This window comes from Aquibacillus sediminis (assembly GCF_005870085.1).
Taxonomy (GTDB): Bacteria; Bacillota; Bacilli; order Bacillales; family Amphibacillaceae; genus Aquibacillus_E; species Aquibacillus_E sediminis.
Window position 1 is genome coordinate 273,331 of sequence record NZ_SZNM01000003.1, and the last position, 21,898, is coordinate 295,228.

Sequence of the window (21,898 nt, forward strand, 5' to 3'; positions counted from 1 at the left end):
TGTATCCCCCTTTATCCAGTAAGTAAATTCATAAATGCTGTAGCCATTCCAAAATAAATAAGTATCGATATAATATCGTTAATCGTTGTAATAAACGGCCCAGAAGCAACAGCTGGGTCAATATTTAGTCGGTGCATTAAAAGTGGTACTAATGCGCCTGCAATTGTTGCAATAATCAATGTTGCCATGATTGAAATACCAACTAACAAGCCTAAAAAGATATCTCCTTGCCAAACGAATACGACAATTGTAACTAAAATTCCGCAGCAAGTTCCAGTAATTAAACCTGTAAGTGCTTCACGAAACATTACCTTATTCTTTCCTTCTTTATCACTTTCACCAGTTGCAATCCCGCGCACTGCTACTGCTAGTGCTTGTGTACCTGTATTACCAGCCATTCCAGCGATTAGAGGAATGAATATGGCCAGAATTGCAACTTCATCAAGTGTTGCTTCAAATCTACCAATGATACTTGCAGTAAACATTCCTAAGAATAACAGGATCACTAACCATGGCAAACGCTTCTTTGCCGCTTCAAAAGCACTTTGATCGGCACCATCCATATCTGCGACACCTGCAAGCTTGGAATAATCATCACTTGCTTCTTCGTCCATAACATCCATAATATCATCGACAGTTATGATCCCTAACAAATGATTTTGAAAATCAACAACGGGAACAGCTAGAAAGTCGTAGTCACGCATTTTATGGGCTACTTCTTCTTGGTCTTCCCCTACTGATACAGATACAACCCTATCACTCATCACATCAGCAATTAACCAACTGCCTTCCGCAATAAGAAGATCTCTTAATGAAATAACACCCACAAGTCGTTTAAATTCATCAACAACATAAATGTAATAAATCGTTTCTGCTTCTGGTGCTTCTTTTCTTAAGTGACGCATTGCTTCTTTTACAGTTTGATTCATATCAATGACAACAAATTCCGTTGTCATAATACTTCCAGCGGTTTTCTCTTCATAGTGTAATAGTTCTTTTATTTCCGCTGCTGCATCAGGTTCCATCACCGTTAGAAAACTTGCAACCTTATTTTTATCTAATTCATTTAGTATGTCCACGGCATCATCGGTAGCCATTTCTGCTAGTACTTGGGTTGCAAAAGTAGCATTCATCTCAGTGATAAATGTTTCCACCCATTCTCTTTCCACATGTTCCATTACTTCTGCTATTTCTTTTGGCGATAAGTACGTGTAAACCAAAAAACGAATATCTTCCGATTGCTCTTCGAAAATTTTCGCTTGATCATACGGATGCATTTCTAAAAACTCAGCACGAAATTGATCAATTTGTTCATTAACTAGAGCATCCTGTATTTTTCCCCAATAATGTTCACGTTCTTGTGCATCTAAATGTTCCATTGTTATCACCTTCCTATCGCCTAGAGAGTTTAATAGTAATTGCCAACCAGCACTTTTGTCAATTAAGAAAATAGTTCACCCGTTTACTTACCTATTATAATGTCTGATAAACAATGCTTAAAATTCTTGTATAAATGATGTAAACTTGAAATGAAGTTTTTAGATGCAAACTTCTAACCTGTAACATGACCGGAATGGTGTACATCTTAAAAGCAAATGTTAAAGAGGTTCTGCTAACATGCTCTAACGTTTTTTGGAGACGGCTGTTCCAATAAATTGTTTACCATAGATCAACATTTTGTATTTTCTTATCTCAAGAAGAAATTTTTATCTATTCATAAATCACATTTTATATCAAAAACTACGTACAAAATAGTTTTTTTCGTTTATAATAAATATTTGGTAAATTTTTATCCATCTACCCTAAAGAAAGAAAGGTAAAACAATGAGTACAAACAAACCAAATTCAAATATGCGTATAGATTATTCTTTAATATTTATCCTGTTGTTATTGGGAATTGTCAGTTGTTTTGCCATTTATACTGTCCAATTCCAACCATCCGTTCCGTCCACATACGATGCTAGTGGTTTAGTAATTAAACAAATTATGTGGTACATCGCTGGCTCTATGTTAGTGGTATTAATTATGTTAATGGATTATGATCGTTTTCGACAAATCTCATGGATTTTATATGGTTTCGGCATTGTCACATTGCTTATGATATTTTTCAATTTTCCTGCACCAATTATCCATGAGGCAAATAACGCAAGAAGTTGGTTTATCATTCCAGGAACATCAACAACGATACAACCGGCTGAATTTATGAAGATCTTTTTAACCGTTATTCTTGCACATATCATTGTTAGTCACAACGAAAAATTCAAAACACGGACCAATCAAACGGATCTATGGTTACTTGCTAAATTGTTGGGTCTATCTTTTCCACCAATGGGCTTAATCGCCGTACAACCAGACTTAGGTGGTTTTTTAGTTCTAGCAGCGATTGTTGCGTGTATGATTTTAGTGTCAGGCATCCGTTGGCGGATCTTATTTGCCATTACCGCAACTGTCACAATCATTGCAGGTGTGATTGTGTTTTTCTATATTAATTACCCTGACGCTACTAGGGATGTACTATATAATGTTGGATTCAAGCACGTGGAAAGTCGTTTTCTTGGTTGGCTCTACCCTGAAACATACGGTGATTCTGGCTATCAATTAACACGTGCCATCATGGCAATTGGGTCAGGGCAATTAACTGGAAAGGGATATGCTGACATTCAAGTATACATCCCGGAACGACATACGGATATGATCTTCTCAGTAATTGCCGAACAATATGGCTTTTTTGGGGCTAGCTTTGTCGTTACGTTATTTTTCTTATTGATTTATCGATTAATTCATATTGGTTTACAAAGTAATGATCCGTTTGGAAGCTTTATGATCGCTGGTTTCATTGGTATGTTTACATTCCAAACCTTCCAAAATATCGGTATGTCGATTCAATTACTGCCAATTACAGGATTACCGTTACCGTTTATTAGTTACGGTGGTAGCTCCACATTGACTTATTTAATCGCGATTGGGATTGTCTTAAACATTCATTACCGAACAAAAGAATATATGTTTGATTAGATTTATAAAGGGTGGAAAAGCTATTTGTATGGGTTTTCCGCCCTTTTCTTATGAATGCAATTATAATGGTTGGAGGTTAATGATCGTGAAAGTTGATGTTATAGGAGATATACATGGTTGTATTGATGAATTAAAAGAGTTATTTGATCGTCTTGGTTACGAATGGAACAATAACGTTCCGATCCACCCTGATGACCGACTACCTGTTTTTGTTGGCGACTTAACAGATCGGGGACCGAATTCCATCGCTGTGATATTACTCGTTTACAAGATGGTCGTCGAAGAACAAGTTGCGAAATATGTTCCAGGCAATCATTGTAACAAATTATACCGCTATTTTTTAGGCAATAATGTCAAACAACAACATGGTTTGGAAACAACCGTGGCTGAATATCAAGCATTGGACAAAAAACTGCAAAAACAAGTTAGACACCATTTTATGACGTTATATGACCAAGCATCACTCTACCTAGAACTACCTGAAGTAAATGCAGTGATTGCTCATGCTGGCATTAGTGAAAACTTGATTGGCAAAACTGGAAAAAAGGTAAAAACCTTTGTATTATACGGAGATATTACTGGTGAAACACATGAAGATGGTCGACCAGTACGACGAGATTGGGCACAATCCTATCATGGAGATAGATGGATTGTATATGGTCATACCCCTGTCAACCATCCTCGTATCGTAAATAAAACCATTAACATTGATACTGGTTGCGTGTTTGGTAATGCCTTAACTTGTTTTCGGTTGCCTGAAGAAGAATGTATTTCTGTTCCGTCAAAGCAACCTTATATAGAAGAAAAGTTTCGGATAGATTGAGCACTTCTAAGAAAGAAGTGCTTTTTTTTCGAGTATCATTAGTATAATTGCGCTTGACAAAGGTGCTTACACGTATTCTAAGGTGTGCGCAACTTTGATATGGGGACGAGCAACCTGAGCTTCTATGTGCACCACTTGTGTGCATCTACGCGCCTTCGTCTCCGCATGTATAGATATTTTCTATCTATAAAATAATTTGTTTCATATCTGCTGGCATTTCTGCATGAAAGGTTTTTAACTCATTGGTAATAGGGTGTTGAAAACTTAATCCCGAGCAATGTAGCGCATGTCGTTCGATTTCTTGTTTCTTTTGCCCATATAATCCATCACCTAGTAGTGGATGTCCAATATGGGCAAAATGAACACGTATTTGGTGGGTACGCCCTGTTTCTAAGTTCACACCTACGTTCGTGTAACCATTGCGAATTTCCAATACTTGATAATGCGTTATAGCTGGTTTTCCATCCTCTACAACAGTACGTTCAATAATCGATCCTGATTTCCTCCCAATTGGGAGACGAATTGTCCCTTGCTTATTAGACAATTGCCCCTCAATAATCGCTTGATACCGACGATTGATTAAACCTTTTTGTTGATCACGAAAAAGCAATAAATGGCTATAACGATGTTTCGCCACAAGCAACAAACCAGAAGTATCAGCATCTAATCTTGTCACAATATGAACAGTGTATGGCAAATGATGCTGGTCATAATAACCAAGTAGTCGATTAGCAATTGTACCTGACTTATGATTCATCGATGGTAAGGTGGCGATGCCTGCGGGCTTATTTACCACTAACACATCATCGTCTTCATAAATAATTTCCAATGGAAGCTGTTCAGATTGCAAGGATGCACCACGCCCTTCAGGCGGTAGCAAGACCTCTAATTCATCACCAGCTACTAACCTTCTGCGTACCGTTACAACCTTCCCATTCACCAATAATCGATCATATTTTACTTCTTTTAATAATCGACTAGAAAAACCTTTTATTTGGCGTAAATAATCATACACTAGCATGTCTTGATGTTGTTTTTCTATCATCCATTTCACTTTGACTTACACCCTTCTTCCCCTATGGATTTCTTTCTCTTTGGCTGTTTTCTATAGAGGCTCATCAGTCACCTGCGAAAAGCTAGGTGTATTCCACAGCGCTAGACCAGCATTCATTTTATAAAGTAAAATTTCACTCTTTGTTTTTCTCTTCCCCAACTAAATGTTAGTAGGAGAGACCCGCAGGCCCTTGAACCAATCGGGGTGAAAGCGAAAGTTAACTCCCGCTTAAACATTTCCGTTTCCGATCATGTTTTGAAGTGGGAGTCTTACGGACGGTTGCACCGTAATAAATGAACGAACAGAAAATCAGTTATGTCGAATTTTCTTTCAGTACGACGCAAAAAAGCTAAACAGAATCTTCTCTTTTACGTTCGATCATCGGATACAAAGGAATCATGGACTCGTTTCCAAAATGGAAAGGAGCGGAATCGCGCAAACCGAATTTTTTCACTTGCTACCTTGCACTCAATTGCATCCACATTGTTGTATGTTCCTGTTATATGATCAACCGTAATGAGGAAACTCCGTTCATCATGAATTGGTTCTAACTTGCAAACATGATGCTTTGGTAAAATTAACGGGGAACCAATTGTTCTAAATACTCGATTGTTAATCGAAGCGATTTCGGTTACTTGAATCGATTCTAGGGACGGGTGAATAATCCCACCACCTAATGCCTTGTTATAAGCAGTACTTCCTGAAGGGGTGGAAATACATAACCCATCACCACGAAACCGCTCAAAATGTTCATCTTTAATGGAAAGGTCAAGCACAACAGATCCTTCCGCAGTTTTTACTGAGCATTCATTCAATGCAAGAAAATGATCGACTTTCCCTCCATTTTTAGGATAGATGGTTAAGTCTAGTAATGGATATTCTACAACTTGAAAAGGTTTCTTAGCTATTTCTATAATCAATTTCTCAATCTCGTCTGGAACCCAGTCAGCATAAAACCCTAAATGTCCAGTATGAATACCAATAAAAGCTGTATCCCGCAAGCGGTGGTTATATGTATGAAATGCTTCAAGAAACGTACCATCCCCACCAACCGAAATAACTAAATCTGGCTCCTCGCTATCATAAATTAAATCAAATTCAATTAAGTACTGTTCAATTCTTGCCCGTATCTGATTGGACTTTTCATCCCCTTTGGACTTAATTGCAAATTTCATTAATTTTTCCCACCCTTGTTTTTATTTTTATGAAAAATTCGCTGTGCTTCAAGGACTTCATCTTTTATCTTAGACATTTCTTCATCTAATTGAAAGGCTGCTTCCGCTGCGCTCTTTAACCTTGCTTTTACAGCTGTAGGGATTTGGCCCTCATATTTGTAATTTAAAGAATGTTCGTTTGTCGCCCAGAAATTCATCGCCAAGGTTCGAACCTGTATTTCAGCAAGCAAAAGTTTTTCTCCTCTTACTGTTTCAACAGGATATTTAATAATTATATGATAAGAACGATAACCACTTTCTTTTTTTTCTGCAATATAATCTTTTTCCTCAACAATTTCGAAGTCATTTCGTGCTTTCAACATATCGATAATCGTATAAATGTCGTCAACAAACTGACATACTACCCGTACACCTGCAATATCTTGAAGATCAGTTTCCATTTTTTCTAGCGGAATATTTCTACGATAAATTTTTTCCAAAATGCTAGGAACGGGCTTCACACGACCTGTAACAAATTCAATTGGAGAATGTCGCGATTCAAATTCAAATTGGGCTCTCATTCCCTTCAGTTTAACTTTTAACTCCTCGACCACTTGTACATACGGGGCGAGGAAAGCTTCCCAATTCACATGACATACCACCTTGTTATTGTATCCATTTTTTCATTTCTAAAAGGAGGTAAAAATTTAACGAAAGATTGCAACAAACTTTTACTCTGCGGACCTTAAAGGTAAAGTATACCAAACGTCTAGGTCCTTTTTCTCCTCCTTTTAGAGAACTCACTTATATGATCATTCTTTATTATTGTACACGAAATGAAAGAAATTGTAGAAGATTTTAAGGCTATCTTTTGCAATTTCATTAGAGATTCTACACAATATAGATTAGACTACTTTGTTGGAGGTATGGATTTTGACACAAGAAATTGAAATTGAATTTAAAAATATGTTGACTAAATTAGAATATCAACGTTTGCAACAGTTTTTTAACTTAGATAACCATCCAGCAACCATTCAAACAAATCACTATTTTGAAACCAAAGACTTTCAGTTAAAAGCAAATGGAGCTGCTTTAAGAATTAGAAAAAAAAATGACTTATGGCAATTAACATTAAAACAGCCACACACGGATGGCTTATTAGAGACCCATGATACCTTAACAGCCGAAGAAGCACATTCGTGGATAAATGGCGATATTATTCCCAAACCTCATGTTGCAAAACAATTGAATCAGTTAGGAATAGATTTTGCCAAACTTCATTATGGTGGTAGGCTGCAAACTCATAGGCAAGAAGTACCTTATCAGGATACGATCGTTGTTTTGGATTATAATACGTATAACAATCATGTTGATTATGAGCTAGAGTTGGAAGCCAAAAACTTTCAACATGGCCAAAAAGTCTTTAATCAGTTACTCATTGAACAACAAATTCCAAAACGAGAAACCGACAATAAAATAAAACGGTTTTATACAACGCTTTAGCCTTGTTAAACATATAATAGTTCAACCTACTAAACAGATAAGTTGCTCAAGCGAATGAGGCATTGGTACAATATACTAAAATGATTGATTGATGATGCACGAGGGGTTTGGTAAGGATGATACAACCAATTACTGTTTCTAAGACAATTGGTGGCAACAACAGAATAGAACAACTCTGTAAAATGTTCTCTGCTCGAATAGCTATACATCTAAGAAAAAGGTCAGTTTTAAATTGGGGATTTCTACCGTTTACAAACACACCAATTCAAAAAGATGCATGGCTTCTTTACATGGATGCAGTACTTAATCCAGTTTCCATACCAAAGTCATACAAATGTGCGCTGTTTCATTGCCTATCTTTAACAACACACCAAATGATGAATACACCCGAGGAACAGAAAGGAGAATCATTGTGACTTGGAATTCATCTGGATCTAACAACCAGAGTAACCAAACCGCACCGTATGGCTTTTTTGATTTTTTGAAAAAACAAGTAGAAATATATGTTTTTGTTGATCCACTATGTCCAGAATGTTGGTCGCTTGAACCCTATTTAAAAAAGCTTACGATCGAATATGGCCGTTTTTTTACCATTCGCCCTATCCTAAGTGGTCGTTTAATGACATTAAATAAAGATAATTTTGGAAAACCGAAACGTCTGAAAGAAATTTGGGAAAAAACTGCTAATCGTACAGGTATGAGCTGTGACGGAGATATATGGATAGAAAATCCAATTACACATCCCTTATACACTTCTATCGCAATCAAAGCAGCAGAACTACAAGGTAAAAAAGCTGGACGAAAATATTTACGAAAAATTCAGGAGAACGTATTTTTAGATAAGCAAGATATTTCAAAAGAAGATGTCCTACTCAAATGTGCGGAACAATCTAACTTAGATATAGAAGAATTTAAATCCGACCTCTATTCCAAAACCGCTAGAAAAGCATTACAATGTGATCTGAAACTAACGAAAGAAATGGGTGTGGAATACATTCCATCACTTGTTTTTTTCAATGAAAATGGAGAAGAAGGTTTGAAACTATCTGGGTTATATCCATATGACATCTATGTAAAAGTCTTAAAACAGATGTTACAAAAGGATCCCACTCCCGCTACCAAACCAGAACTCGTAGATTTTTTATCCCATTTTCATTTCGTGGGAACGAAAGAGATCTCCGTTGTTTATGATTGGTCTTACGAAAAAACAGCTAAAGAAATGAAAAAATTACAATTAAAACAACTTGTAGAAAAAGTACCTGTCAAGCATGGAACATTTTGGAGATATATTGGATAAACCAGTTTTAGTGATCAACTTCGGACAAAGGAGTTGGTCTTTTTTATTGCTCGCAATCCCCTCTTAACATGCGGGAGGTGCAATGCTATATACAGATTTTTATTATTGTATAAAAGCTGTATTATGGCAACAAGTCATTAACTAATTTAACTACTGAAGTACAGTGATTTTCCAAAATACACGGTATCTAGATAATTAGCGCTAAATTATGCGTGAAGAGGCACTAAATACGCCGAATCTAGAGAATTAGCGCTGGATTATGCGTGAAAAGGCACTAAATACGCAGGATCTAGATAATTAGCGCTGGATTATGCGTGAAAAAGCACTAAATGCGCAGGATCTAGATAATTAGCGCTGGATTATGCGTGAAAAAGCCTCTAAAATCGTGCTATCGAGAAAAATCTAAATACGCGTTATAACAAAACAACAATTAAAAACAATTATAAATGTTACTGCGCATAATACAGCAAATGAACAGTAATAACCATAAGGTTCACTAATCAAAATAAAATAAAAAAAGGATATGTCCGTCGACATATCCTTCTTATCGTCTATTTCTAGACAAGGGGGGATGGGAGAAAGTTTCAGGTCAAACAAAGGGGTTTTTTGTTTGTTAAACATCTCACATTTATTAATATAGCATCGTTCGACGAATTTTGCAATAGCAGTGTTCACTAGTTCACATAAATGTCACACTTCTATCTACAAATCTTTTCTCATATAATTTACATAGAAAATATCAGTGGACAAAGCCTTGGAGGTGAATAGAGGTGCGACGCTTCTTTCCATTATTCTTTTCTTTTTTAACCATTCTTTCCTTTATTTTAAACATATTTGCGCTAATGCAACTCATTCCACTAATCCTTACGTTACCAATGTTATTTATTTCTATTTACTTAATGATCTTTTCTTTAACACATAGAAATGCATTTCGGGGATTTAAATAACGTATTTACCTCTTCGTTAAGCCTCCTTCTAAACGCGACACAGAAAAAAACCGAGTGAAAGCATCAACATGTTCCACTCGGTTAAATTTATTTATTCCATTTCCTCTAATAATTGTTCCATTTCTGTTAACTTCTCTTCAAATACATCTAGCGCAGACAAGATTGGTTGTTTCTCGGTCATGTCGACTCCAGCTTGTTTTAATACTTCAATCGGATAATCACTATTCCCAGCTTTTAAGAAACCTAAATAGCGTTCAACAGCAGGGTCTTTTTCTTTGAGAATTTGTGATGCTAGTGTTGTTGCAGCAGCATAACCTGTTGCATATTGATACACATAATAATTGTAATAAAAATGCGGGATACGAGCCCATTCTAATCCAATTTCTTCATCTATTACAATATCATCACCAAAATATTTTTTATTAAGATCATAATAAACCTCCGTTAACTTATCAGCTGTCAATGCCTCCCCATTTTGATCCAGGATATGAATATTATGTTCAAACTCAGCAAACATTGTTTGACGGAATACCGTACCACGGAAGCCTTCCAAGAAATGATTTAATAAGAATAATTTTTCCTTTTGATCTTTCGTATTTTGAATCATATACTCATTCAGAAGTGCCTCATTACAAGTAGAAGCAACTTCGGCCACGAATATGGAGTAATTTCCATAACGGAATGGCTGATGTTTGCGTGTATAATAGCTGTGAACGGAGTGACCAAGCTCATGTGCCAAAGTAAACAGGTTATTTAAGTTATTTTGCCAATTCAATAAAATATATGGATTGGTACCATAAGCACCTGAGGAATATGCTCCACTACGCTTTCCTTTATTTTCTTCGACATCAATCCAGCGATTCTCATAGCCCTCTTTTATGATTCCTACATATTCGTCTCCAAGTGGAGCAAGGCCTTTTAGCACGTGTTCTTGTGCTTTTTCATATGGAATTTTCATATCGACATCTTTGACTAATGGTGTATACAAGTCATACATATGCACTTCATCAAGTGCTAAAACTTTCTTACGTACTGCAACATATCGATGCAATAGAGATAAACGTTCATTAATTGCTTCCACTAAATTATCATACACTTGTTCTGGAATCTTATTGTTATCAAGTGCTGATTGACGTGCAGACTCATAATTTCGAATCTTAGCATAAAAGTTATTTTTCTTGACAGCGCCTGACAAGGTTGATGAAAATGTATTTTTAAACTTACCAAACGTGTCATACATCGCTTTAAATGCCTCTTTACGGACTTGACGATCACTAGATTCCAAAAATCCTAAATAACGGCCATGTGTTAATTCAACATCATTTCCATCTTCATCTTTAATAACTGGGAACGTTAAATCTGCATTGTTTAGCATTCCAAATGTTTGTGCAGCATTGCCAGTCACTTCCGATGCTTCTGCTAACAGTTCCTCTTCTTTCTCACTTAAAATATGTGGACGCTGTCTAGTAATTTCATTTAGTGCATGTTGATAAAGCTTTAGTTCTTCTTTCTCCTCTAGAAAGTTTTTTAATTTTGTATCATCAATCGACAGAATTTCAGGTACAATAAAGCTCATTGCACTAGATACTTGCGTAATCAGATTTTCTGCTTTTGCATTTAATGCTTGATAAAAAGAATTCGTCGTGTCTTGGTCATATCTCATATGTGCGTATGTAAAAAGTTTGCCAATACGCTCTGATACCTCATCCTGAAGGGTCAACAATTCATACAAGTTTTGTGCTGATTGATCTAATTTACCTTGATACTCTTTAAAAGTCGGTACCTGTTGTTTAATCGCTTCTAGTTCTTGTTCCCATTGTTCATCAGTAGCAAAAATATCCTCTAATTTCCATGTTTTTTCTTCAGGTATTTCTTCTCTTTTTTTTATTTGTTTAGCAGATTGTGCCAACTGTCCATCCTCCTTTTTCCTTCTACCTATATAATTTCTTGATAAAAAGCTAAAAACCTTTATAACTATCCCTATCTTTTTATCACCTATTATTAGTATATCGAAACAAAACCAGATCATGCGAATAGTTGCTCATAATCCGCTATTCATTAATTGTTCCAACAGGCGATGATCCGCATCAATCGCACGGTTGATATGGTGGTGACATGGAATTTCCTTTACTAATTTGTAGGTTATTGGACTTTCCTCATGCAAGTAATTTAATTGAACAAGTAAGTGGAGATATTCCAAAACTGGATCATAGACAGGTTTGACAAGCGGGAAATATGAAGGAGGTAACTTGTCTTTTCTTATTAAACAATCACACATCTGTTTGGTAACTTGCTTATATGGCGTTTGGAACAGATTTAAGACTAATCTGCTTTGCCAAATCCATGGTGGACTGTTCATGATGAATTGCCCCCGTACAGGTAAATGTACAATAGATGGGAGTAAACTGGGATGCAAATGTTGAAGATAAAGCCACTGATTCCATTGACGTTGTTTGGAAGAATAACTACGTAATGGTTTAGTTCGAAGTCGTTCCTTTTCTATCTTCCATATTTGCAAAAGTTGATAGTTGCTCTTGCCGTTATAACGCCATAAGTCGGCCAATTTTAACCTAGTAAGTTTTTGAAACTGAAATTGTGCGTAGGATACATTTTTTCCTGTAGCTTGAATCGAATGAACAATTGATATATCTTTCGTTTTTGGACAATAAAAGTAAAAAGTCAGTGGGAGTTGCTTGGAGAATTGATGAAGAAACTTGTAGTCAGAAGCATTCGTTTGTAGTGAAAACTCTCCTTTTCGCTTCATTCGATTACCACCGAGGATCCATATTGGATGGATGTTTAATCGTTTGTAGCCTTTATTTCTGTGAATAAATTCCTCATGTGAAATGCGTGCACATTGGTACTCCACAACAATGGTCTTCGAGCCAATTTGAAATAACAAATCCGGCCTCTGATTAATAGTCGGTAAATATACTTCTAAACGCACATCAACCCCTTGATTCTTTAGCCAATAATATAAATCAAGTTTACCATGTTCATGGTATTCACCCTCCCCGCTACTTGAAGATGGACAAGCGCTTTTCGCATAGTGGGCAAAGTGGGGAATCTTGTACTTACCCGTCTTCATAATCACATGTTCCTTACAATGTGGACAGGAAAATGAATTTTGTTTCAGCTTTTCTAATTTGTGGGGTTCTAATAAAGCAGGGGTTAATAAATAGCCATTTTGATTCATTGCTTGTAGCATTCCATACACCTCCACTTTTATATTTCGATAACAGAGGTATACTTCCTCTACTGATATGTGACGTCTATGTGACACTTTGTGATTTTCGATGACGTAGTTGATAGAAAATCCGATGTAATTTTACTATGCCTTTCTACAAATACTTAGTTTTTATCGCTTATACCATATACTTACTTCTCTTAAGCTATGATTCATTATATATGCGGTTGAACCGAAAAAAGTACAAGCATGTAAGTAAGCGGAAAAAAAAGCGTCGTTGAACCAGAAAACAATCAGCACTCAACTCAAATTGTCCTTAAATTTAAAACTTACGTCGGAGTTTATATTTTTTGTGACAACACAACATACTCTAAAAAAGAACAAAAAAAAGCATTCGCGCTATACGAATGCTAATCTTGCAATGGGAAGTACTCTTTAATTTGCGACAGTGCGTCAGCTTCAAAGATTGACTTCCCGTATTCTTGTAATCGGTATATCGTAACACTTGATTCTTTACCAAATTCTAAAATTTGGCTTAGCACGTTTTCTTGTTCTTCGTCCTCTAGATAATCATCTTCAAATTGAATTAACAATAAATATTGACCTTCAAAATGATAAAGGCGGTCGGACACACCATCCACATTTGGGAAGTAATGACTTAACTGAATTACCTCTTCGAAATCATTGAAACTTACTACGAATGATAATTCTTCCTCAAGCAATTTCATATCAAATTCTTCTTGATGGGATGTTCCAAATTTCTCGTCTAATAACGATTCAATTTTTTCATCAACAGGCATATCAATCGTTTTTCCATTTTCCGTTGGTAATTCTAAATTCTGCCCATCTTTAGACAACTGGGCTTTTGTAACCACGATCTCTAGCCCTTTATCAAGTGCTTGAACTTGTATCCATAATGGGCCATCTATATTAAAATCTTCTTCATTGTAATTGACTTCATCCATTACTTGCCAAAATAATTGTTCACTTTTCTCACGATTATACCAAATTTCTTCTCGGTCAAATCCACGATCTTCAATATCTAGATAGGAAATATAGAACTTTACCGTATTTTCATTAATTCTTTCTATTTCCATCTCGCCACTCTCCCTTCTGATAAAATTTTAGGTGGAAGGGATACTTCACCTAGTTATACTCCTATTACCACCATACCCAATTATTACATGGATCAATCATCATTTTATCTTAGTTTTATTTTATGATATTTTCTCCTGTTTGAAAACACATATTACTTATCTCTTTAAAAAACAGGCGAATTTCACAAATTTCATGTTTGGATAATAGGCTATACTAAAGGATGATTAGTTTATTATTTTAACTTATTTCGATACATTTGTCACTAGTCCTGCCTTTGCAATCGATTGGTAGTATATAGAAAAAAACGCAGACCTCCATCTTAAAAGATCTGCGCTTATGTTTAGTTAACCATTCGTTGTGCTTCACGAAGCTGGAATGTTCGAACCGTTCGAGGTAGAAAACGTCTAATTTCATCCTCATTATAGCCGACTTGAAGACGTTTTTCATCAAGAATAATCGGACGACGAAGAAGTCCTGGATTTTCTTGGATCAGTTCAAATAAATCTTTCATCGGCATCTGATCTAAATTAATATTAAGCTTTTGAAAAACCTTTGATCTAGTTGAAATAATTTCGTCCGTTCCATCCTCTGTCATTCTTAGAATTTCTTTAATCTCATCTAATGTCAGTGCATCGGAGAAAATATTTCGTTCATGGAATGGTATATCGTGTTCTTCGAGCCATGCTTTTGCTTTGCGACAAGATGTACAACTTGGTGAGGTATAAAGTGTTACCATTGAAACTTCACTCCTCAATATATAAATTTTTTAATTTATAGTAACTACTAATGAATTGAAGACTTTATTAAATTAAAATAACTTTAAATAACCTTCTATCTACAGTATACTACAATTGTCAACTCAAAGGTAGAGAATTCTATAATTTTTTTAAAATTTATGTAATTTTTTTGACTTTTCCATACCTTTTAGAAATACCCTATTTCTGAACATAATAAACCCAAAAATGAAAACTCCCCTAGTTCCCAATGATGGTAACGCGGGAGTTTAGTTAGCATCATATCTTTATTTACTATTTTTTTCATCAATTGCATCATATATGTTTTCAATATCACGATCATCATCATAAGTAAGTACCTCATCAACAGGTTGATAGGGCTTACCATATATTTCTTCATCTTTATAAGTGTGAATGTCCTCATACATTTTTTTCATTTGCTTATAGATCGTTTCTTCACCTTCATCATTTGGGGACCAATATAGGATTTCTAACGGACTTTCCTCATTCGTCGCTAACGATCTCCTAGAGTAACCAATTGACTGCGCGTGTTGAAAGCCTTCTCTTTGATAGAATCGAAGTCGCTTTTGTGAATCCGAATCCTTATAGTCAAACGGTTCTACTTCTAAAATAATTGGCTTATTTTTTTTCTTTAGTTTTTCAATTAATTGACTTCCTAAGCCTTGACCTCTGGCAGCATTTGATACAAATACATAATCAATAAAGATAAATGTTTCAAATTCCGCATACATTAAAACATGATTAGGACCTTCATCTTTATGATAAACGTCTCCTTTTTCCTTCAAAAGCATTTCCATATGTTCCTTTGACTTCATTTCTTCAATTGGAAAATACTCATTCAACTTTTCATACCAATTCATTGATCTACTCCCTTAACAAGTTTATAGTGATCAAACTGTGAAAAAAATTCATGAAACTTAGAAACCATTAAGTTATGCACGAAGGATTACTTATATTACACAATTAACTTATTTAAAATGAAAATCTCCCTTCATTAGTATAACGAATATCTCTCTAATTGTTAACATTTTTTACCATAAAGTTTTTTAAAATTTCGGCAATAAGTATTAGTTTGACCAAAATGACTAGAAATATTTACATGGAATAAAGTTTTTTTTCATCCGTTTCTGTATAATATCTTCACATTAGAATACTTCATTTTTACGGATGAAGCGGGTTCTCATTTCGCTCTTTTCACCTGTTGATCCGCAGTCTGTAATTATTATGACCAAATACTTTCCTAATAAGCACACAAAGTAAATAAAGTGAAACTTCAATCAGTGGATTTTTTCTCTCCGCAAAGAAAAGAACCGCAGACCCTAAATCAATCGGGAAGAATGAGAAAGTTACACCCACTTAGTAAACCTCTCGATTCCATTTCATGTTTGGAATTGGGATTCTTACAGACGATTACACCGGGATAAACAACTATATAAAAAAAACCCTTGTCAATCTAAAGACAAGGGGGGATTATTTAATCCAATGGTGTATAATCGACATTCTCTGTGTATTTATTGGATGAATTCCATAGTAGAAATTCCTGAATACCATTTTCATTTAGTGCTTTTATTTGTGCTTCTACTTCCTCTTTATCATATTGTTTGGTTGGGCCGCTATATAGCCATGGAGCTTCAAAGTCTTGAATCCACGGACGTGATAGTGGGGATTCCTCTAACTCGCCTAATACTTCGTTTTCAACTTTAGCATACTCATTTACTAGACGATATGGTTCTTCATCCGGAAAATCTATTCCAAAATATGATGTCCAGTGACTTGGATAAATCATTGATGAGATTACGTCGACATTTGAAGAGATTTTAGAGAAATTTTGACCAATTCCTGGTGTCTCTTCAATAGTAGCAGCATATCCAAAGATATCAACCGAAACATCTACACCATAGTATTGTAATTCTTCCCGTGCATATGCCACAAAATCTGTAACAGCTTTAACACGCTTTTTAATATTATTCATGTCAACATCTTTATAATCACCAAGGTCATACTCTAACATCTCGTCTCTTCGTTCAAAACCTTCTGGGAAGCGGACATAGTCAAACTGTATATCTTGAAAGCCTAGTTCTGCGGCCATCTTAGCTATTTCCACATTATACTCCCATACTTCAGTTTGGAAAGGACTTACAAACGACTCACCTTTACTATTAGCCCAAACCTGACCATTCTCTGTAAAGGATAAATCCGGACGTTTCTCTGCTAAATTAGTATCTTTGAAAACTACAACCCGTGCTATCGGATAAATACCTTTTTCCTCTAGTACTTCCAACATTTCTCTTGGGTCGTCGATATAGTTTTTAGCCATGTCTTCGTAGGGATGTCCCTCTTCAAGTTTAAAGGTTAAATTACCATGATCATCTTTAATGTCAATTACCATTGAATTAAGTTCTGTTTCGTCAACAAAATCAAGTAGGCTTTCAAACCTTGCCCCTCCAGCTGAATTACCTGTCAGGTAAATCCCTCTAACAGCATCAGGGTATTCAAATGTTAAGCCAGAATCATAATAAAAGCGTTTGATCTTATTCGGTATATCGCGTTTTGTTAATTGTATCATCCGCTCGGAATGATCGTTTGCTGTCAAAACTTCAGTTTCTTCCGCTTCATGTGTCGTAGTCGGAATAACTACCCCTAGCAGGAGAACAGTAATGAAGATGACGAAACGCAGTTGTTTTTTCTCCATTAGAATCAAGCTCCCATAAATTTGTTTAGTTATTTCTATTATATAAGAGAAAACCTTCGAATAGTAAAAAAAATTGAAAGTTTTTTTGGTAATTTTTATTTGTCTGTCTGTATGTATTGATTGATACTAAAATAGCCCTTTCCAATCAATGGTAAGGGCTATTTTAGTAAAAAAGTTAATTAAAACTGTTGGTGATTTATTTCAGCGACCAGCATTAAGAATTACTTGTTATCAAGTTCTTTCTTATATGCTTCAAATTCTTTAGTCGTACATAATACCCAATGACGTGGACGAACTTCGCGAAACTCCGGTTCTTCACTTGTATCATGTTGACTAGGATCATAGCGATGACGAATACGTTCGCGTTCATAATCTGGATCTGGTAAAGGAATGGCAGATAATAAAGATTTCGTATACGGATGAATTGGATTTTTATACAATTCATCACTATCTGCTAATTCCACCATTTTACCAAAGTACATCACACCAATTCGGTCACTTATATATTTTACCATTGACAAGTCATGAGCAATGAACAAATAAGTTAAGTTTTTCTCTTTTTGTAACTTCTTCAATAAGTTAACAACTTGCGCTTGAATGGAAACATCAAGTGCAGAAATTGGCTCATCGGCAATAATAAATTCCGGTTCTACCGCTAAGGCACGAGCAATCCCTAAACGTTGACGTTGCCCACCACTAAACTCGTGTGGGTAACGAGTTGCATGCTGTTTCTCCAAACCAACTGTTTCTAACAATTCGTACACTTTATCTTTACGATCATTTTCATTTTCAGCAAGACCATGTACATCGATTCCTTCTGCAATAATGTCCATTACTGTCATACGTGGGTTCAATGAGGAATATGGGTCTTGGAAAATCATTTGCATTTGGCGGTTGAATTTTTTTAGGTCTGTTTGGGATTTTCGATCTTGAACATTTTCCCCTTTAAATAACACTTCTCCATCAGTAGCATTATAAAGACGAATAATTGTACGGCCTGTCGTAGATTTTCCACAACCAGACTCACCAACAAGTCCGAAAGTTTCCCCTTTATAGATATCAAAGTTTATTCCATCAACCGCTTTTACAACACTATGGCGACCTGTCTTAAAATATTGCTTTAAATCTTTTATTTCAAGTAATTTCTCTTCACTCATTGTTTTTCACCTTCCCCGCTATCAGAACTCTTGGAAATGTCTTTCATTCTACGCTTCACTGAAGCAGGAATCTCAACTTCTGGTGCATATTCGTGTAATAACCATGTTGCTGCAAAGTGTGTTTCAGATCCTGGTACTGGGTACATTGGTGGTTGCTCGTGAAAATCAATTTCCAATGCAAACTTATTTCTTGGAGCAAATGCATCCCCTTTTGGTGGATGTAGTAAATCTGGAGGTGTACCAGGAATGGCAAACAACTCCTCTTCCTCACTATCAAGGGTAGGCATTGACCCTAATAATCCCCAAGTATATGGATGTTTTGGATTATAGAAAACATCATCAACAGTACCAACTTCTACAATCTTTCCAGCATACATAACAGCTACACGATCTGCGATATTAGCTACTACACCTAAATCATGTGTAATAAATATAATCGAAGTATCTGTCTTTTTCTGAATATCTTTCATCAAATCTAAAATTTCAGCTTGTATGGTTACGTCTAATGCGGTAGTAGGTTCATCGGCAATTAACACTTTTGGATTACATGCAAGTGCAATCGCGATTACTACACGTTGTCTCATTCCACCTGAAAACTGGTGTGGATATTGATTAATTCGTTCATGTGGATTAGGAATTTGCACCAATTCCAATAGTTCAATGGCACGTTTCTTTGCTTGTGTTTTCCCCATTTTTTGGTGCTTAATTAAACCTTCCATAATTTGTGCCCCAACTTTCATCGTTGGGTTTAAAGATGTCATTGGATCTTGGAAAATCATTGACATGTCTTTTCCTCGAATCTTTTGCATCTGTTTTGGAGTTTTCTTAGCTAGGTCGTCCCCTTCAAACAGAATTTGTCCATCTTTAATATATCCATGGGGCTCAGGAAGTAGACGCATCAATGCTTTGGTTGTCACCGATTTACCTGATCCTGATTCACCAACAATCGCTAAGGTTTCCCCTTTATTCAGATCAAATTCAACACCCCGTACAGCTTGTACTTCCCCACTGTAGGTGTCGAAAGAAACTCTTAAATTTTTCACTTCTAAAATCTTTTCCATTTCAAGCACCTACCTTTCTAATCATGCATTTTAGGATCAAATGCATCTCGTAATCCATCTGCTAATAAGTTAAATGCAACCATTATGATTGATAATACAGCCGCAGGGAAGACCAATAGGTATGGATACATTCGCAACGTATCAAATCCACTATCAATTAGTGTACCAAGTGATGCATCTGGCGGTGTAAGCCCTAGTCCAATGAAACTTAAGAAGGCTTCAAAGAAAATCGCACTAGGAATCGTAAACATTGTATTTATAATAATTAAACCTGTCACGTTAGGAATTAAATGTCGTAATATAATTTTTCGATCGGGTGCTCCGAGCGTCCTAGATGCCAAAACAAACTCTTGGTTTTTGAGTTTAAGCACCTCACCACGAACAATCCTGGCCATACCTATCCAACCGGTGATCGATAAGGCGATCGTAATCGAGATGATACCTGGTTCTAACACAAGCATTAATAGTAGCACAACAACTAAGTTTGGAATTCCAACGAGTACTTCCATAATACGTTGCATCACATTATCAACTCGTCCACCGTAATAGGCAGAAATACCACCATAGGCTACACCAATAATTAAGTCAATTGCAGCAGCTAAAAAAGCGATATAAAGAGAAACTCTCGCCCCTAACCACATTCGAGTCCATTGGTCACGACCTAATCCGTCGGTACCAAACCAAAAATACTGGTCACTCATATCTTTTGCATCATAAATATTATACGTGGCTTTTACTTCTGCTGAATTTTTGCTACCGTCTCCTTCATTTAGCACGTTGATATCGATGAAATCTTCATCATTATTGAAACGGGCAACAGCTTTTCTCGTTGCATCTTCTACATCTTGACCTTGGTAGGTATCACGTAATGTACCATCGAACCCTAACCAAGATATATTCTCAAGAACTGGTACACGTGCAGGCATTTTAGCACGTTCTAACTCTTGATCATCTAATCCATATTCGTTAAAACTTGGACCAATTGCACTTAGCAATATAACCAACATTAAAACAATAATCGATGCAATAGCTGGAATGTTCTTAAACAAACTTCGTGTTGCATCTTGTAAAAAAGTTCTACTAGGCCTTGATATCTTTTCACTCGTATCATCTCTTTTTGTCGCAGGGACAAAGAGATCTTTTGGTAAATTCTTTTTATCCATTTTATTTCTCTCCTCCTGCAAGTCTGATTCGAGGATCGATGATTCCATATAGGAGATCAATAACTAAAATAATCACAACAAACAATACGGCAAAGAGTAAGGTTGTTCCCATAATGATTGGATAGTCAACTACCATAACAGAAGTTACGAATTGTTCCCCAATACCAGGCACTCCAAAGATTTGTTCAATAACCAAAGTACCAGTCATTAAAGAAACGGCCATTGGACCAATAACTGTTATTAAAGGAATCAATGCATTTCGTAATCCGTGTTTAAATACAATCCCAAACTCATTGACACCTTTTGCCCTTGCAGTTGTAATAAAGTCAGATCCCAATACTTCAAGCATTTCCGTTCTGGTAAACCTGGCTGCAGTTGCAAGTGGAAATATCATTAAAGCAATGGTAGGTAAAATTGTATGTTTAAATTCACCCCAGAGGGCAACTGGTAACCACCCTAATTGTACTGCAAATACTAATTGTAATAGTCCAGCAAACACGAAGGAAGGAATTGATTTACCTAATACAGAAATTAACGTTGAAGTATAATCCATAATTCCATTATGATTTATTGCCGCAACCAATCCTAATAAAATTCCTAACACTGTCCCCACTAGTAACGATTGAGCCCCAAGTAGAGCCGATGGACCAATCCGGCCTAGCAATATATCGGATACAGGTGTACTATCAAAGTGGAAGGAAATTCCTAAGTCACCTTGTACAAGACCTGCCATATAATTAAAATATTGTACTGGTAGAGGATCGTTCAATCCATATTTTTCAAGAATGATCTCTTGTTGCTCTGGTGAAAGTTTATTCTCAACGTTCAGAGGAGTTCCTGGAAGAAACTTCATAAGAAAAAATGAAATGGACGCAATGATAAATAATGTTAGAAGCATGTATATTACTCTTTGAAAAATATATCGTGTCATCCCCAACACCTCCTATAAAATTTTTGTCGAATTATAAGCGAAATTGACAGAAGATTCTTTA

Annotated in this window: 19 protein-coding genes; 5 read left to right on the plus strand and 14 right to left on the minus strand. The window is 35.9% G+C overall.

From position 1 onward, the window contains the following. Positions 1–11: 11 nt before the first annotated feature. A complete protein-coding gene (mgtE, locus tag FCI53_RS04900; protein ID WP_138416405.1) occupies positions 12–1,379 on the minus strand; it encodes a magnesium transporter in 1,368 nt (455 codons plus the stop codon). Between the two features lie 445 nt (positions 1,380–1,824). Here mgtE and FCI53_RS04905 point away from each other — a divergent pair, with 445 nt between their 5' ends. After that, a complete protein-coding gene (locus FCI53_RS04905; RefSeq protein ID WP_138416407.1) occupies positions 1,825–3,015 on the plus strand; it encodes an FtsW/RodA/SpoVE family cell cycle protein in 1,191 nt (396 codons plus the stop codon). 85 nt (positions 3,016–3,100) lie between these two features. Beyond that, complete coding sequence (gene prpE, locus FCI53_RS04910; RefSeq protein ID WP_138416409.1) at positions 3,101–3,838, plus strand: bis(5'-nucleosyl)-tetraphosphatase PrpE; 738 nt, start codon at positions 3,101–3,103, stop codon at positions 3,836–3,838. 184 nt (positions 3,839–4,022) lie between these two features. On the opposite strand, the gene FCI53_RS04915 is transcribed toward prpE, so the two are convergent. The 3 genes from FCI53_RS04915 to yjbM form a co-directional block, all read right to left on the minus strand. After that, on the minus strand, positions 4,023–4,892 hold the full coding sequence (locus tag FCI53_RS04915; protein WP_425457154.1) for an RluA family pseudouridine synthase: 870 nt from the start codon (positions 4,890–4,892) through the stop codon (positions 4,023–4,025). A 368-nt stretch (positions 4,893–5,260) separates the two neighbouring features. Next, positions 5,261–6,067 (minus strand): NAD kinase, encoded by an 807-nt coding sequence (locus tag FCI53_RS04920; RefSeq protein ID WP_138416410.1) that lies wholly within the window; start codon positions 6,065–6,067, stop codon positions 5,261–5,263. Then, positions 6,067–6,696 (minus strand): GTP diphosphokinase, encoded by a 630-nt coding sequence (gene yjbM, locus FCI53_RS04925; protein WP_138416413.1) that lies wholly within the window; start codon positions 6,694–6,696, stop codon positions 6,067–6,069. The genes FCI53_RS04920 and yjbM overlap by 1 nt, the downstream gene beginning before the upstream one ends. A gap of 283 nt (positions 6,697–6,979) precedes the next feature. On the opposite strand from yjbM, the gene FCI53_RS04930 reads away from it, so the two are divergent. The 3 genes from FCI53_RS04930 (at position 6,980) to FCI53_RS04940 (ending at position 8,846) form a co-directional block, all read left to right on the plus strand. Beyond that, positions 6,980–7,549, plus strand: coding sequence for a CYTH domain-containing protein (locus FCI53_RS04930; RefSeq protein ID WP_138416414.1), 570 nt, complete (start codon positions 6,980–6,982; stop codon positions 7,547–7,549). Between the two features lie 116 nt (positions 7,550–7,665). Beyond that, on the plus strand, positions 7,666–7,965 hold the full coding sequence (locus FCI53_RS04935) for a globin family protein (protein WP_138416417.1): 300 nt from the start codon (positions 7,666–7,668) through the stop codon (positions 7,963–7,965). Next, on the plus strand, positions 7,962–8,846 hold the full coding sequence (locus FCI53_RS04940; protein ID WP_281279501.1) for a DsbA family protein: 885 nt from the start codon (positions 7,962–7,964) through the stop codon (positions 8,844–8,846). The genes FCI53_RS04935 and FCI53_RS04940 overlap by 4 nt, the downstream gene beginning before the upstream one ends. Positions 8,847–9,884: 1,038 nt before the next feature. Here FCI53_RS04940 and pepF read toward each other — a convergent pair. From pepF to opp3b, 10 genes are all read right to left on the minus strand, one after another. Beyond that, positions 9,885–11,702, minus strand: coding sequence for an oligoendopeptidase F (gene pepF / locus FCI53_RS04945; RefSeq protein WP_246050010.1), 1,818 nt, complete (start codon positions 11,700–11,702; stop codon positions 9,885–9,887). Positions 11,703–11,834: 132 nt separating this feature from the next. Further along, positions 11,835–13,001, minus strand: coding sequence for a competence protein CoiA (locus FCI53_RS04950; protein ID WP_138416424.1), 1,167 nt, complete (start codon positions 12,999–13,001; stop codon positions 11,835–11,837). 389 nt (positions 13,002–13,390) lie between these two features. Continuing rightward, positions 13,391–14,077: an adaptor protein MecA gene (mecA, locus tag FCI53_RS04955; RefSeq protein ID WP_138416426.1), complete on the minus strand. Its 687-nt coding sequence runs from the start codon at positions 14,075–14,077 to the stop codon at positions 13,391–13,393. A gap of 341 nt (positions 14,078–14,418) precedes the next feature. Then, positions 14,419–14,814, minus strand: a complete 396-nt coding sequence (gene spxA / locus FCI53_RS04960) for a transcriptional regulator SpxA (protein WP_138416428.1) — start codon at positions 14,812–14,814, stop codon at positions 14,419–14,421. Positions 14,815–15,099: 285 nt separating this feature from the next. After that, positions 15,100–15,693 carry a GNAT family N-acetyltransferase gene (locus tag FCI53_RS04965; RefSeq protein WP_138416430.1) on the minus strand — a complete coding sequence of 198 codons (594 nt, stop codon included), beginning with the start codon at positions 15,691–15,693 and terminating at the stop codon, positions 15,100–15,102. Between the two features lie 614 nt (positions 15,694–16,307). Continuing rightward, the gene (locus FCI53_RS04970; RefSeq protein ID WP_138416432.1) at positions 16,308–17,525 is read right to left on the minus strand and encodes a putative glycoside hydrolase; all 1,218 of its coding nucleotides are present in this window, start codon (positions 17,523–17,525) and stop codon (positions 16,308–16,310) included. Positions 17,526–17,746: 221 nt separating this feature from the next. Continuing rightward, complete coding sequence (locus FCI53_RS04975) at positions 17,747–18,682, minus strand: ABC transporter ATP-binding protein (protein ID WP_138416434.1); 936 nt, start codon at positions 18,680–18,682, stop codon at positions 17,747–17,749. Beyond that, positions 18,679–19,743 carry an ABC transporter ATP-binding protein gene (locus FCI53_RS04980; RefSeq protein WP_138416436.1) on the minus strand — a complete coding sequence of 355 codons (1,065 nt, stop codon included), beginning with the start codon at positions 19,741–19,743 and terminating at the stop codon, positions 18,679–18,681. The genes FCI53_RS04975 and FCI53_RS04980 overlap by 4 nt, the downstream gene beginning before the upstream one ends. Positions 19,744–19,760: 17 nt before the next feature. Beyond that, the gene (opp3C, locus tag FCI53_RS04985) at positions 19,761–20,906 is read right to left on the minus strand and encodes an oligopeptide ABC transporter permease (protein WP_138416438.1); all 1,146 of its coding nucleotides are present in this window, start codon (positions 20,904–20,906) and stop codon (positions 19,761–19,763) included. A 1-nt stretch (position 20,907) separates the two neighbouring features. Then, positions 20,908–21,837: an oligopeptide ABC transporter permease gene (gene opp3b / locus FCI53_RS04990; protein WP_138416440.1), complete on the minus strand. Its 930-nt coding sequence runs from the start codon at positions 21,835–21,837 to the stop codon at positions 20,908–20,910. Positions 21,838–21,898: the final 61 nt, after the last annotated feature.

Coding starts and splice junctions, on each gene's coding strand:
- FCI53_RS04980 (WP_138416436.1), bottom strand. CDS start 19,743: ATGGAAAAGATTTTAGAAGTGAAAAATTTAAGAGTTTCTTTCGACACC.
- FCI53_RS04905 (WP_138416407.1), top strand. CDS start 1,825: ATGAGTACAAACAAACCAAATTCAAATATGCGTATAGATTATTCTTTA.
- mecA (WP_138416426.1), bottom strand. CDS start 14,077: ATGGAAATAGAAAGAATTAATGAAAATACGGTAAAGTTCTATATTTCC.
- spxA (WP_138416428.1), bottom strand. CDS start 14,814: ATGGTAACACTTTATACCTCACCAAGTTGTACATCTTGTCGCAAAGCA.
- FCI53_RS04975 (WP_138416434.1), bottom strand. CDS start 18,682: ATGAGTGAAGAGAAATTACTTGAAATAAAAGATTTAAAGCAATATTTT.
- FCI53_RS04935 (WP_138416417.1), top strand. CDS start 7,666: ATGATACAACCAATTACTGTTTCTAAGACAATTGGTGGCAACAACAGA.
- FCI53_RS04965 (WP_138416430.1), bottom strand. CDS start 15,693: ATGAATTGGTATGAAAAGTTGAATGAGTATTTTCCAATTGAAGAAATG.
- opp3b (WP_138416440.1), bottom strand. CDS start 21,837: ATGACACGATATATTTTTCAAAGAGTAATATACATGCTTCTAACATTA.
- opp3C (WP_138416438.1), bottom strand. CDS start 20,906: ATGGATAAAAAGAATTTACCAAAAGATCTCTTTGTCCCTGCGACAAAA.
- FCI53_RS04920 (WP_138416410.1), bottom strand. CDS start 6,067: ATGAAATTTGCAATTAAGTCCAAAGGGGATGAAAAGTCCAATCAGATA.
- FCI53_RS04970 (WP_138416432.1), bottom strand. CDS start 17,525: ATGGAGAAAAAACAACTGCGTTTCGTCATCTTCATTACTGTTCTCCTG.
- mgtE (WP_138416405.1), bottom strand. CDS start 1,379: ATGGAACATTTAGATGCACAAGAACGTGAACATTATTGGGGAAAAATA.
- FCI53_RS04950 (WP_138416424.1), bottom strand. CDS start 13,001: ATGCTACAAGCAATGAATCAAAATGGCTATTTATTAACCCCTGCTTTA.